General features: G+C 53.5%; 9 protein-coding genes and 1 tRNA gene. 8 read left to right on the forward strand and 2 right to left on the reverse strand.

Annotated elements, in window-relative coordinates; genetic code table 11:
* Window positions 1-74 precede the first annotated feature (74 nt).
* Window positions 75-3,842, reverse strand: coding sequence for a PA14 domain-containing protein (locus tag ACEWZM_RS14085; RefSeq protein WP_414007034.1), 3,768 nt, complete (start codon window positions 3,840-3,842; stop codon window positions 75-77).
* A gap of 273 nt (window positions 3,843-4,115) precedes the next feature.
* Between ACEWZM_RS14085 and ACEWZM_RS14090 the strand changes: the two genes are divergently transcribed.
* The 8 genes from ACEWZM_RS14090 (at window position 4,116) to ACEWZM_RS14125 (ending at window position 13,365) form a co-directional block, all read left to right on the forward strand.
* Complete coding sequence (locus ACEWZM_RS14090; protein WP_414007035.1) at window positions 4,116-5,819, forward strand: ABC transporter transmembrane domain-containing protein; 1,704 nt, start codon at window positions 4,116-4,118, stop codon at window positions 5,817-5,819.
* Window positions 5,816-7,906, forward strand: coding sequence for an ABC transporter transmembrane domain-containing protein (locus ACEWZM_RS14095; RefSeq protein WP_414007036.1), 2,091 nt, complete (start codon window positions 5,816-5,818; stop codon window positions 7,904-7,906). Before ACEWZM_RS14090 ends, ACEWZM_RS14095 begins: the two co-directional genes overlap by 4 nt.
* A 3-nt stretch (window positions 7,907-7,909) precedes the next feature.
* A complete protein-coding gene (locus tag ACEWZM_RS14100; protein ID WP_414007037.1) occupies window positions 7,910-9,238 on the forward strand; it encodes an HlyD family type I secretion periplasmic adaptor subunit in 1,329 nt (442 codons plus the stop codon).
* Between the two features lie 875 nt (window positions 9,239-10,113).
* Window positions 10,114-10,323: a hypothetical protein gene (locus tag ACEWZM_RS14105; protein ID WP_414007038.1), complete on the forward strand. Its 210-nt coding sequence runs from the start codon at window positions 10,114-10,116 to the stop codon at window positions 10,321-10,323.
* 97 nt (window positions 10,324-10,420) lie between these two features.
* A complete protein-coding gene (locus ACEWZM_RS14110; RefSeq protein ID WP_036560649.1) occupies window positions 10,421-10,666 on the forward strand; it encodes a helix-turn-helix domain-containing protein in 246 nt (81 codons plus the stop codon).
* A complete protein-coding gene (locus tag ACEWZM_RS14115) occupies window positions 10,666-11,958 on the forward strand; it encodes a type II toxin-antitoxin system HipA family toxin (RefSeq protein ID WP_414007039.1) in 1,293 nt (430 codons plus the stop codon). The genes ACEWZM_RS14110 and ACEWZM_RS14115 overlap by 1 nt, the downstream gene beginning before the upstream one ends.
* Before the next feature lie 145 nt (window positions 11,959-12,103).
* The gene (locus tag ACEWZM_RS14120; RefSeq protein WP_414007040.1) at window positions 12,104-12,337 is read left to right on the forward strand and encodes a hypothetical protein; all 234 of its coding nucleotides are present in this window, start codon (window positions 12,104-12,106) and stop codon (window positions 12,335-12,337) included.
* Between the two features lie 161 nt (window positions 12,338-12,498).
* Window positions 12,499-13,365 (forward strand): site-specific integrase, encoded by an 867-nt coding sequence (locus ACEWZM_RS14125; protein ID WP_414007041.1) that lies wholly within the window; start codon window positions 12,499-12,501, stop codon window positions 13,363-13,365.
* 68 nt (window positions 13,366-13,433) lie between these two features.
* Here ACEWZM_RS14125 and ACEWZM_RS14130 read toward each other — a convergent pair.
* A tRNA-Cys gene (locus tag ACEWZM_RS14130) sits at window positions 13,434-13,507 on the reverse strand.
* Window positions 13,508-14,323 lie beyond the last annotated feature (816 nt).

The raw sequence follows: 14,323 nt of genomic DNA on the forward strand, positions 1-14,323 counted from the left end.
CATGAATTCGCCGCGACCACATCAGACACCATACAGTGCTATTTCGTAGAGAGGCCGAGCATATTTTGGCATGTCTACCAATCCATGCGTTCATAGGTCTCGGTACCGATCTGGGTGACCTCTGGTACATCTTGCACAACCACAGGCTCGGCCAATACATCCGACTGCTGAGCATCGGATGTCTCAATGCTCGTATCGTCGAGTTCTGGCACGGTATCCCATGCGGCATCCATGGCGATCTCAGAAGTAGCGCCACTACCATATGCGCCTTGCGCCTCATCAGCATTGATCTGATCAGGTGCAGTGTCTGTATCACCGACTGGAATAGTGAAGTCACTGCTGGAGACCAAAGGTGCACCGTTAAAAGCAGTGTCGTTGACAACAATCTCGCCATTGATTTCACCTTCGTAACCGGGTGGCGGAGACACTTCGAGTGCTTTGATATTCCAGCCCGAAAGATCAACCGGCCCTCCATCTGTAACGATGGCATTGTCACCGCTGGTCAGAATCGTATCGCGAGGTAGCCCCTCGACCCCAACAGTTGCGCTTTCGCTGGCACTTTCAAGGCCAATACCCACATCCAGCGTTCCGTTCACATCAACTGCAAGGTTCTGATCTGCTTGTACCGTTTCGCGGCCGTTGGAATCCGGGCCTTCCCATTCCAATTTAAGCCCCGCGTGGCCATAGTTCTCAAAATACCGCACTTCGATATCATGGGTGCCAGGTTCTAAATCGATTTTTCCAGAATCTTCTCGGTAGCTATGGTTCCCATCATCATTGACCACTTCTTGCCCGTTAGCATAAACCGCCACGCCATCGTCAGCCGAAGTGAAGAAGGAATAGGAACCGCCCTCCTCAACCGTTATTTGCCCCTGAATTCGGGTCGCGAAGGTATCTTTGGAGCCATCCTCCCAGAAGGATTCACTGCTGTTTTTGTAGTTAACTTCGGTCTGATGGTCTTGATAGGTCGGATCCGCATCCCAGTTCACGTCATCAAGCTTGCCGATGCGATGATCGATATCAAGGTAGTCAGCACGAAACCCTTTCACTAATTCAGCAGTGGGTTCAGTTATTTGTGCTTCGTTCACATCGATGGCGATTGGCTGACTGATGCTTGGTCCGCTTCCCTGGTCGCTACCGTCAGTCATGCTTAGAAAGGCATCTACTTGTCCGACAAAGTCATACGGCGGTGTGATCGTGAGCATTTCCGTATCAAAGCCTGTAATGTCAGCGCTGCCGTTTTCTTCAACCACTAACGTCTTGCCCGCCGCCTCCACAACCGTACCTGTCGGCAACCCATCCAGCGCAAGGTTCGTCGACTCAGTCAGTTCGGATTCTGGGTGGCCAACGTTTATTGCAATCGGCATACCCGATACGGTTTGCGCCTCGGAGATATCTGGGGCAGTCACGAGTTCCGGCGCATCCATTCCGGGGCCTTCCCATTCGAGTTTCAGCCCGGCGTGACCGTAGTTCTCGAAGTAGCGCACTTCAATATGATGTGTACCGGGATCCAGTTGCACTTCGCCGGATTTGGTCTGATAGGCATGGAGGCCATCATTTTCGACCACTGGCTCTCCGTTGACCATCAACTGGGCACCATCGTCGCCACCAAGGTCGAACCGGTAAGTTCCGCCTTCGTCCACCTGAACTGCCCCGCTGATTTCAACGCCAAACGTGTCCCTGCTGCCGTCTTCCCAGAAAGAACCACTCCCGTTTTCGTAGTTGATATCTGAAACCAATTCCTGATGGGTTGGCTCCACCTCCCAGTCGATATCATCCAACGAACTGAGACGTTGATCGACATCGAAGTATCGTGCATGAAATCCCGTTGAAACTGTCAGGTCCGCGGTATCGGCCACACCAACAGTAAATGTTTCGGAGGTGCTAAGCCCGCCGGAGTCTGTAACTGTGACAGCGACGTCCAATTCACTGGTTTCTTCAAAATCGAGTGCTTGATTATCTTTCAAGCGCAAAAAACCATTGGCAACTTCAAAGCGGTCATCCGAAACTTCGAACATATGGCTGTCATCTTGATCGGGGTCTTCGAAATTCACCCGATTGATAATCGCCCCACGAACATTTTCAGCGACAACGTTCTGGACGGATGTCACGGTGATATTGTCGACGAGCGCACCATAACTGTCATTCTGATCGGCTGCTTCACGCAATTCCAGCTTGTCCTCGCCGGTGCCGATCACTTGCATATCAAAGCTGGTCCACTCTGAACTGCCGGGATCCAGCTCAGCCACAAGATCGTTATTCCAATAGACTTCTACGGCGTCGCTACCATTGGCTAAGCGTTCGCGTAAATCTACGCCGAGATCATAAACTTGACCTTCATTTGTCTGGATCGTCTGGCTGATGCTATCGACACCGTAACCTGAGTCCATCTCCAGATGCTGCTCGCCATCGGAGGCACCGGTCCGGTCTAAACTGTCCCAAACCTCCATACTTGTGTCGGTATTCCAACCGCCGGACCCATCCTCGGTTAAAGCAGCCCACTGTCCCGTTTCCAGGCTGAAGTTCTCAAAACTACCGTTCTGAACGAGATTTTCGCTTTCTCCGCCAAGGGTCAAATTGCTTGGTGCCTCGTTCTGGTCATTGACCTCGATTTTGAAATCTTCAGTAAGGGAGGCGCCAGAACCATCGGTGACTGTGACCTGAAGATCAATCTGATCTTCGGCTTCATGATTGAGTGTCACACCATCCTTCAGCTTCAGCTGTTCATCCACGACTTCGAAGCGATCATCGGAGACAGCATAGGTATTGCTGTCACCTGTATCCTGATCATCAGCAGAGAGGCTGCCGATCAAGGCACCTTCAACATTCTCGGTAACCGAGCTGCCTGCCAACTCCAGACCGTTTACGGCATCGTTACTATCACTAACTTCGATCGTGATGCCCTCGGTATGGGATCCACCCGAGCCGTCAGTAACGGTGATCTGGACATCAATCTGATCCTCCGCTTCATGATCCAGAGTAACGCCGTCCTTCAGCTTCAGCTGACCATCCACGATTTCAAAGCGATCATCGGAGACGGCATCGCTGTGGCTGTCACCTTCGTCCCGATCATCCGCTGTTAGGGTGCCGACCACAGCGCCTTCGATATTCTCACTGACCGAGTGGTCGGCCAACTCAACGCGACTGAGCGCATCGTTGCCATCACTGACCTCGATCGTGAACGCCTCGGTATGGGATCCACCCGAGCCGTCAGTAACGGTGATCTGGACATCAATCTGATCCTCCGCTTCATGATCCAGAGTAACGCCGTCCTTCAGCTTCAGCTGACCATCCACGATTTCAAAGCGATCATCGGAGACGGTATAGCTGTGGCTGTCACCTTCGTCCCGATCATCCGCAGACAGGGCACCGACCACACCACCATCACTATTTTCGCTGACAGTGTTGTCAGAGAGCGAAAGGTTTTCAGGTGCGTGATTTCCCTTGGATGCCGCAGGCGAATCATCAACAGCACTGATTTTTGCAGGCGAAACTGCTTGGCGCGCTGAGGGGATATGATCGCTAGTGACATCTATGTTGGATATGGCGGTTTCTGTAGAGTTTTGACCCGACGTAGTCAAATCCTGACCGCCAACATCAGATCTTTCTTCTACATCTTGGGGGACTGCTGCATCAAAGACGGCCTGTGGTGTGATTTCCGGCGGAATCTGAACAGATTGTTGATCACCATCTTCCGATGCTCCCTCGTTCCGCCGAGTTTCGGAATCTTTCCCCGAAAACGTAATTCCACCATCAAAAACGTCTCTTTCGACGGCATTTCTTTCCACCATTTCACCTGTGTGGAGTGTACTACGGCTGTGATCGCTGGGTGTGGCTTGCACCCCTTTTGAGTACTCCTCGGCAAAATTATCTCTCTCTCTCTGCTCTTTAAGAAGATTTGAGGATTGATTTAGCCTGCCATCGAATTTCTCGACCATTAGAAAATTCCCGACTCAAACACATTTGAGGCGTAAAATAATCGATAAAAGGTAGAGCGTGACCCCATTTAATTCATTCAATTTACTCGATTTTTATCCAAATTCCCGACCCAGGGTCATTGTGAAGAAAGGTATTTGAGCGTCTCTTGCGCGTGAATGACTTGGCATGGGGCTGATATGGACGAAGAGACCTTCAAAGGGCGTGATAGTTCTATCGCTGTGAAAGTACCCATTATGGCCGCTTCACTTGCCCTGAATATTGTCGCCTTGATTGTCCCGATTGTTATTCTGTTGATCTTTGATCGAGTGATCCCGTTTCAGTCGATCGACACACTGCGAATGCTGACGCTTCTGTTGCTGTTCGGCGCTGGGATCGAAATGGCTTTGCGATGGAGCCGCTCCACGCTGCTGAACGTAGCCGCCGGAAGGGCAGCAGTATCAAACTACCGCCGCTTCGCGGATCGTGTCCTCCACGCTAACACCGCGGAGTTTTCGAAGGAAACGCCCTCAGTTTACCTAGACCGGTTCTTAGCCATTTCTCAGTTGCGAGATCACCATGCGGGCCAGAACAGTGCATTGATTATTGACCTGCCGTTCACCTTGCTTTTTGCGGTGATGATAGCGTTGATTGGCGGCTGGTTAGTGCTGGTACCGATCGCAGGTTTAGCCGCGGTGCTGGTGTTCTCACTTCTGATGAAGCGTGCACAATGGGCATTGTTCGACAGGCGCAAATCATTGGACAATCGCCGATATGCTTTCCTATCCGAGGTGTTATCGAGCAGCCTCACAGTAAAAGCCAACCGGATGGAGCGTCAGATGACCCGGCGGTTTGAACTGCTGGAGGATCAAGCCGTTGATCTTAGCCATCGTCTGATCCGGTTTGCCGGGCTGGCCCAAAATTTTGGCTCGGTATTTGGACAGGTGTCAGTCGCTGCAATGGGGTTGCTTGGAGCTTTTCTCGTGATCCGTCAACAGATCGGAATCGCTGAAATCGCTGCCTGCATGTTGTTGAATGGGCGGATTGTACAGCCATTGAGCAAGCTTATGACACTATGGGTGCAATCTGAGAGTGTGGCGATGTCGTGGAGAAAACTGCGCGAGATCGATGTGTTGAAGGTTGAGCCCGCTCTACCGAACGACGCTAGTTTGCTCACCGGGACCATCAATTTAAGCAATCTCAGATTTCAGCGGGATAGCGTCAATTCTGAACATGCAATTCTCGATACCATGACGGTGGCAAAGGGCCAGGTCGCTTTGATCAAAAGTGATGAAAATTGGCAAACTCAAGCGCTATACGATGCGGTTACCGGACACAATAGCCCAGCTTCTGGCGAGGTTTTGATTGACGAAAATTCGGCACTGTCACAGGTATCCGCACGCGGTAAAGATGCCATGGTGGTACTTGAGAAAGATCCAGCCATCCTGTCAGGCACTTTATTGGAGAACCTCAGTGCTTTTGGTGATGAGATGCAGATCTCTCGTGCAAAAGGCTTCGCCGCTAAGCTGGGGTTGGAGAAGCGAATTCATCATCTGCCCGCTGGATACAATACCAAGCTCGGTTCAGGCAGTGTATTCGAAAATGACCCCGCCAATCGCCAACTAATTGCACTGGTGCGTGTTTTGGCGCTGCGCCCACGCATACTGTTGATGAGCGAACCGACTGCTGTGTTGGATACTGACGAAAGAGAGGCTTTGTCGGATTGTTTAGCCTCACTAGTGCCCAAACCTACAATCCTATTGGATAGCCCGGACCCCCGAATGCAACGCCTTGCAGACGTCGAGTGCAATCTAAGGCCCATAGCGGGGGATGGCGTCTCGGATTGGGATGCAGACGCACGTGCTGAACAAATCTCCGTTGCGCCGAAAGAGGATGTGGCATGAGCCTGGTCAATACCAAGGATGCCAATACGCTGCTGCAGGAACTGCTACTTGTCGGCGGCTGGCAAAACAACGAAGAGACTATCGCAGAAGCTTTTCCTTATCTCTCCGAAACATTGGACCCCAGTGATTTAATCCAAACTCTTGAAAATCTGGAAGTGCCCTATGTCCAGACGACCTGCCTTGAGAGCGAGATAACCGAAGCCGAGTGCCCTGCATTGGTTATTCCTGAACGAAGGAGTTGCTATGTCGCTCTCGACCGCAAAGGGTCTTCGTTGCTGGTCTCGGGTCTGGAAGGGGGGACCCCAGACCGGCTGGAGCCGCAGCGAGATCCGTGTACGGTGATCCGGATAGAAAAGTTTCGCTACCAACCCACCCGGCACGAAAATCGCACCGTTGGAGCCTCCTTTGTTGCGTTGCGCCGGATGATACCGGGACTGCTGCTGGCAGGGTTTCTGACCAACGTCTTAGGCTTGCTGGCGCCGCTATTGATTATGGCCATCTATGATCGGGTGATCCCGTCCGGTTCGGTAGACCTCTTGATAGCGCTTGTTGCCGGGGTTGTTATTCTTGCAACGTCGGATTTTCTTTTCCGCAGTGTCCGAACCAGGACCTTGGCCTATGTCGGTCAACAGGGGGAACGTGCCCTGGCGGTGGCGTTGTTTGGAAAGCTGATGCGCCTGCCACTTTCCCAACTACAGAAATCGAATGTTAGCCAGCAGATCGCCCGGTTCCGGCAATTCGAGTCCCTGCGAGAGCTATTTACTGGTCAGGTCATGACCACAATGATCGACCTGCCATTTGCGCTTATGTTCTTTACGGTGTTGACGTATCTGGCGCCCTCGGTTGGGCTTTTGACACTTGGGCTTGCCGTATTGCTAATGGGCATTGGGATCCTCGCTATGCCTTTCCAGCAGCGCCTCGACCGGGTCGCGGCCGAGGCCAGCAACGCGAGCTCGATGGTTATGCAGGATGCCGTGGAACATCAGAAAACATTGGCCAATCTCGGGATGCAGCAGCAATGGCTGCGCCGTTGCATGCCACTAGCGGAGGCGTCGGAGGCTGCGACCGCCCGTGCACGTCAGCTGCGCAATCTGGTACAGACCTTATCGCAGAGCATAGTCGCACTTGGTTCAGTCGGGGCGATCATTCTCAGTGCACATGGCGCGGTTGAGGGCAGCATGAGCTTTGGTGCGCTGATCGCCTCTATCGCTCTCGTTTCCAAGGTCTTAGCCCCCATACAAGCATTTCAATCTTCACTCGGGCAGATTGCCGGGTTTCGCAAGAGCCAGAAACAAGCCGATCAGGTTCTATCGCTCGCCGAAGAAATGGAATTGGGCCTGAGCCAATCTCACCAGAAAACCCTAGGTGGTGCGATCTCGTTCCAGGGGGTGAGCTATCGTCCTGATCCACTAAATCCCGCATTGCTTACCGCAGCTGGTTTCGACTGCAAACCGGGGGAGGTGGTTGTAATCATGGGACGTGATATTGCCAGCCGAACCGCAGTGCTGGACTTGATCAGTGGGCTTGCATCTCCCGTCGCCGGTGTCATCGAGCACGATGGCATCGACATACGCCAGATCGCACGGGATGAGTTGCGAAAATCTGTCACTTATTCCACCTACGCTCCGCAACTCTTCCACGGAACCGTTGTCCAAAACTTTCGATTGGCGGCACCCGCGCTTGATGAAAACGAAATCTATACCGCCTTGGAGAGGATTGGGATCCGCCGAGAAATTGAAGCTCTGCCGGAAGGTTGCAAGACGCGCCTGAATAGCCCGCTTATGTCTACCCTGCCGAGTGAGTTGATTAAATCACTTACGCTAGCGCGGAGCATGGCGCGTCAATCATCAATTTACCTGTTCTCTGAACCGACCAACGGATTGTCGCGTCCACGCCGTGTCAGGTTCAAAAACTGGCTGGAAAATCAACGCGGTGACAAAACTGTACTGATCGCCACGGCAGACCGTTCGTTCATGCAATTGGCTGATCGTTTGATTTACCTGAACGGGGATCGTGTGATCGTAAATGATACCGGGCCTGCGGCTATCAAAAAAGTGCAGGCGGTAATGAAAGCAATGGGAATCTGAACAATGCGACCACCTTCAGATAACGACACGAGGCTTGGGCCAAGCGCAAAAGCCAAGCGGAAAGAAAAAGGCCGTCAGACACGATTGGCAGCGCTGATTGCAATGATCTTTTCCGGCATGGTGGTGGCGTTGGTCGTCTTGGCCGGGCAAACAGATGTTCCTCAGATCACCCGCGCGCCAGGGATAATTATGCCCATAGGCGACTATACCCAGATTGAGGTGATGGAAGGCGGCATTGTGGACCATGTGTATGTGCAGGACGGCGATCGCGTAGAAGTTGGCGATGTCTTGATCGAACTGCATCACCCAGATTTGAGCAAAGAACAGCGGAGGTTACGCGAGCAAATCGCAACGCTAGATCGAAAACTGTCGCGCGCCACGACCGTTTCTCGAACATTGGAACGTGGTGCAAAAATAACAGATGGTGCACTGATGGCTTTGCGCAACCAGAACCAGCATCGCGCAGCCGCAACCTTGGAGATTTATGCTGAGAGCCAGCGTGTTAAGAGCGTTTCGATCGAGCAACAGCAACAGACACTGGATATATTGCAAGCCTCGCACAAGTTCACGCTGGAACGCGTCGAGCGTAAGATTGACGAGGTGACACGTGCTCGCCACCTGCACGCGCAGGGGCTGACGACATTGCGCGACCTCGCACGGGAGGAAGACCAACTGGATGCACTGCGAACAACGGCTTCCGACGGAGAGGTGCGCCTCGCGCAGACGCGCAGCACCCTGACGCTGACGCGGGCAGAAATGGCGGAGCAAACCCTAACCTTGCGCGAAGACATGCTCAACGAAGTGGAAGAGCTCGTCGACATGCGCAACGAGCTGCGGGTTTTACTGCGCACTGTTGAGCTCAAAATAGATGATCTTCAGATCGTCGCGCCAGGCAAAGGGATCGTACAATCCGTAGCCTTCCCTAACGAAGGCGAAGTGATTGCCCCAGGTGAAACGATCTTTGAATTGCTGCCAACGCGATTGGATCTGATGGTCGAGGCGCGCATTCCCAACAAAGAAATCGGCCATGTAGGGCTACAACAGCCGGTAAATTTAACTGTCGATACCTATGATGTGCGGCGTTTTGGCAAAGTGCACGGCCGGATCGCAGCATTATCGCCGGTTCCACTAATTGATGAGCAAACGGGCGAGACCTATTTTCGCGCGTCGATCAAAATGGATGACCGATCAGTTGGCAGCGGTGTGTTTAAGCGTCCTCTGCAAGCGGGTATGACGGTAATTGCGGAAATGACGACTGGCGAAAAGCCGCTCCTTGCTTACATGCTGAAGCCCTTGCATCAGACCATGAACAGCGCTTTTAATGAGCGTTGATGCCGGGTTTTCTTCGCTGCAGTTCGGAAGTTTTTTGAGATTGGGTCATCTGACTTTGAAACCCGGAGTCTGTCCGTTTCTGTTGTATGGTAGTGGCAAACTGTACAAGTATAGCTGTTTCCTTCTGACTTGGTGGGGCGCCCGTACATCAAAGTGCCAAGATTTTTCGGTCGCGTCATAGCCAACGCAGACGCCTTAGGCAGGATTTCGCACTGCCAAAGGGCGATCCCGGTGCGGGAGACGCATTGGCAACAGTCAGTTTTGTTGCAATTCAGGGGAAGCTTCGGTGCTATTAGGGCGTCTTTCGAGTCTGAGTGCTGATTCAGGCCTTTCCGCATTGAAACGGTTTGGCCAAGCAGTCCAGCAATCCCATTCAGAAAAAACTCCTACAAAGAGAGACTCCTACAAAGAGAGAAGGGGAGGCTTTGAGCTGCAATAGCGGAGTTGAGTGCGTCACCCCGGCCCGGGCGCACTTCTAGCAAAACGGGTGTAGCCAACGATATTTCACCCTTCTCAGTGCAGTGCATGAAACAGGTGCTTTGTAAATCATCACCAGGCTGCCTAAAGTAAACACTGAACGGATCTTCAATTTGGTACCGGACACTATAGATAGCCTGCACTTCACTAGTGCTGCCTACGACCGAAACGTCTACTCCGGTGTCGGCCAAATAAGCCGACCAACCTCCTTCAAGAACGGTGGCCGCGGAGCAAGTAGGATACTCTCACCGTGGAAGTCAAAAGCCTCCAATGAAATTGCTGCACTATTGTCGTCTGCTAGTGAAACCGAGAGGGTAAAGCACGATCCGCGTTCACTTCTCTATCGACGCTGATCGTACACGCGGAGCAAGGTCTGTTTCTCGGACAACTGGCTCAAGATGCGCCGATGGGAGAAAGGGCTTGCCCAGATACAAGCGGACCGCGAGAAGGCACGAGAGGCCGAAGCCAAAGGTCGTGCCAGCCTCACCGAGTGGATCCACGAACGCCTTCCCCTGTGCCGCCACATTACAAACCGGCAGATCGAGGACTTGATCGCGTCAAAGCTGGTCACGTCTGAGCAAGTTCGAGCTACTGGGCCGCAGGCGTGATTGCGGTTGAAATATTACGCGGTAGCGTAAAAATTAGATATTTACGTTGCAGCGTAATTCGGTTTGATTTACGCTGTGTCGTAAAAGGAGCCACATCATGGACCTCACAGCACGAACGGCCGAGCAGATCGGGGAGGCACTTCGCCGGACGCGCAAAGCGCGCGGCTGGACCCAAAGCGATATCAGTGCGCGCACGAATTTGCGCGTCGCGACGATTTCGTCACTGGAGAATGGCGACGCAGGAACCAAGCTCGCCACGGTACTCGCCGTCATGGCGGCACTTGGGCTTGAGTTCCGATTGGTGGAGCGTGGTGGCTCGCTTGAGATAGAGGATATCTTCTGATGGCCAAACACGGGCGTAGTGGCACGATGCAGGTGCTTCTGAATAGAAGGCTGGTGGGGGCTTTGCGTCTCGCTGGTTCAGGCGCGATCAGCTTTACCTACGATCACGACTGGCTGTCCTGGGAACACGCCATGCCCATCTCGCAGTCACTGCCTTTGCGTGAAGAGGCACACCAGGGTGGCCCTGTTATTGCCTACCTAGAAAACCTGCTACCGGACAATCAGGCGATACGCGAGCGCGTTGCCGCTCGGGTGCGTGCAGGCGGCACGGACGCGTGGCACATGCTGGAGAAGATTGGACGCGATTGCGTGGGGGCCTTGCAGTTCGTTTCGGGTGATATCCCCGAGGTTGGCGCACTCGAGGGAGAGCCCGTATCTGAGGCACAGATTGCGGATATGTTACGCAACCTCGCAAGCGCACCCCTTGGCTTGGATGAGGAAGACGACTTCCGCATTTCGATCGCTGGGGCGCAGGAGAAAACGGCGCTGCTACGCCACGAGGGCGTGTGGATCCGCCCATCGGGACTCACCCCCACAACCCATATCCTCAAGACCCAGCTTGGCGTTCTGCCTGCCGGGATCGATTTGTCCGACAGCGTCGAGAACGAGTTTTTCTGCATGAGTTTTTGCCGTGTCATGGGCATGGATGTCGCGGAGGTCGAGATTGTCAATTTCGAAGATGTGCGCAGCCTTGTTGTGACCCGGTTCGATCGGCGCTGGACCAAAGATGGCCGGTTGATCCGCCTCCCACAGGAAGATTTTTGTCAGGCGCTCTCGGTCCCTCCCAGCCAGAAATATCAAATGGATGGTGGGCCTGGGATAACCGGAGGGATCGGGCTGCTGACGGGCAGTGACGATCCCGAGGCGGATCAGCGGGTGTTCTTCCGCGCGCAGGTGCTGTTCTGGCTTTTAGGGGCGACGGACGGGCATGCGAAGAATTTCAGCATTGCATTGCGCCCTGGCGGTTTCCGCATGACCCCGCTTTATGACGTGCTGAGCGCACAGAAAGCCGTGGATGACGGTCAAATACGTCAAAACCGGATGCGCCTCGCAATGGCGGTCGACGGTCATTACCGGATCAACGAGGTGGTGCCGCGCCATTTCCTGCTGGCTGCGAAGGCGGCAGGTTTTGGTGTGGCGCTGGCGGAAGAGGTCTTGTCGGGCATTGCGTCTGAGCTTGAACCCGCCTTGGACAAGACACTAGAAGAACTGCCGGATGGGTTTCCACAGCCATTGGCGGAAGCCATTGCCGCTGGCGTGCGACGTCGGGCGATAGCCTTTCATGCCGTATGATCCGCAGATCATATTTCCGGTTTATGGTCGGTAGATCATATCTACTGCGAGCAATCTGCAGGCCCAGTAAAGTAGTTGCAGCGTTCCAGGCCAGCTTTGACGAGCAACCCTAGAGATTGACGGCCAAACTCAGATCCACAACGCCGTGTTTCTGATTGTTGAACATAAGCGGGCAGCTGTGCCAGACGCGTTGCAAACACCGCTTCAACAAGAAAATTCCTGTCTGACGTCGGCGCCTATCCCCGAGGCGCTGCCATCAGGTTGGCAACGCGCGAAGTTCGGGATCAAACCTGATGGCAGCGTCATCGTTGATGCCAACATGGTGGCGGCCGAGGCAGCTGATGATTTCTTGAATAGTGACTTGAGAATGGGCGAATGACCCGCAAGGGCCTGCCAAAATACGTCTACAATGACAGGGGATATCTTCGGTTCATTCGGCGTTCGCGTGGCATCTCGGTCATGATGTAAGAGGAAGCGGGCACGCCCGAATTTTGGGATCACTACAATCGCCTGCTGAAGGGAAAGCCAGCGCCTGCGCCGGTGGAGCGTAACTTTGAGGCGTTAATCCTGAGCTACTACGAGAGCGACGCCTACAAAAAGCCAAAGCCCCCGACGAGATCCGACTATCGGCGGTACATCAGCCACATTCGTGAAATCTGGACGGAGAAAGACCCGGCCAGGATCGAAACCCATCACATTTACGAATTGCACCGCGCCAATGCGGATCACTGGCGGCAAGCCAACTATCTCGTCCAGGTCATGGTCGTCTTGATGAACCACGCCCGTCTGATTGGCTTTATCAAGAAAGAGCATGGGAATCCGGCGAAGGGCATTCCGCTCTTCAAGCAGCAGAGCGACGGGTGGGAGCCTTGGCCAGACGATGTTCGCGCAGAGTTCGAAGCGCTGTCTTCTGAGCGTGCGCGACTGGTCTACGAGCTTTGCGTTGGCACAGGCCAGCGAATTGGCGACGTCGTAAAGATGAAGTGGGCACACTTTTCCGGCGAAGGATTCGATTTCACTCAGGGCAAAACCGACAAGCCGCTGTGGATCCCGCTCACTGATCGCCTAAAGGCCCACCTGGACGGGCTCGAGCGAACGGACGGCACGGTCGTGACTGACGCCAAGGGCAGGTCGGTCAGCTATCGCATCGTCGCTGAGGAAATGCGCTCCATCAAAAAGAAGATGAAGCACGAAAAGGCGAGTTACTACAAAACGCACGGACTCAGGAAAAACGCGACGATCGAGCTTTATCTGGCTGGATGTGATGACGAGATGGTCAAGGCTGTTACCGGCCATTCAGGCGTTGAGATGCTCAAAAAGTACGGTGGGCCGATCCGGCAAAGAGAGCTCGCGAAGCGCGCTCAAGAGGCAAGAAATCAAATGGAACGAAGCAAGACCGAAACGTGAAAGTTTCAACGATTGTTTCAAAAATGGCAGTGAAGGATAGAAGGGATGACGCAAGTCATTGATTTTATTGGAGGCGAGTACCGGAATCGAACCGGTGTACACGGATTTGCAATCCGCTGCGTCACCACTCCGCCAACTCGCCTTTTCCCTTAATTCTAAGGTCTTTGTGATGTGCCGAAGCAGCTATCGTGATTCACCTCTAAGCACAAGTCTAAACGGCTACTATCTGGTTGTTTCGTTCGTGCGGACCTGGCACCCTTGTTGCACGGGCTACCGCTGATCAGCGCGCTTGACAAAGTTCCTGAGAGATCAAGCGCTAAACACGCGCTTACATTCGGTCAGGCAGACTATAGCGGAGTTGATCAATACAGAATTTATGGGGTGTCCTAAGATACCATAGATCGCATTGTTCTTGCCAGCCAGAGGGCCCGTTGATGCCCGTTGACCGCCTTGACGCAGTATGTGAACGCGCGCGGTGATATGTCTGATCTATTCGGGTAAAGCCATCTACAGATGGTGCGTCTTCAGTTCTATTTCCCTCAGTTCTATTTCCCTAAGTCTCATGGTAAATCACGCGTTGACGCCGAGCGTGCTTTTATCGGCATCATTTGTCGTCAAAGCCTACCGCAGGGCGCCCAAAAAGCAGGACGAGGGCGCATGATTGGGCACAAGAATGGGAGACAAATAGGTCATCTTTGACAGATTAGGCCGCATGCTGGACTTGTTCGTGACCATCGCGAGCATCGGCTGCTACATCGACGCAAGGGGGCTGCTCAGCAGCCAGCCCTATTCCGTCTGGCGACTTGAAGACCGGGGCTATCATGTTGATTGGTTTAGAAGGTCATTGAAAGACAAAGAGATATGCTCCTGCATCTCTGTCCAAAAGCAACGCAGAACAGGGGTCCGGTTCGACGAGCGGTGTTACAAACGGCGAAACCGGATCCGAACGGCTAAAGGG

It is taken from the genome of Phaeobacter cretensis (genome assembly GCF_047372505.1).
Lineage (GTDB): Bacteria > Pseudomonadota > Alphaproteobacteria > Rhodobacterales > Rhodobacteraceae > Phaeobacter > Phaeobacter cretensis.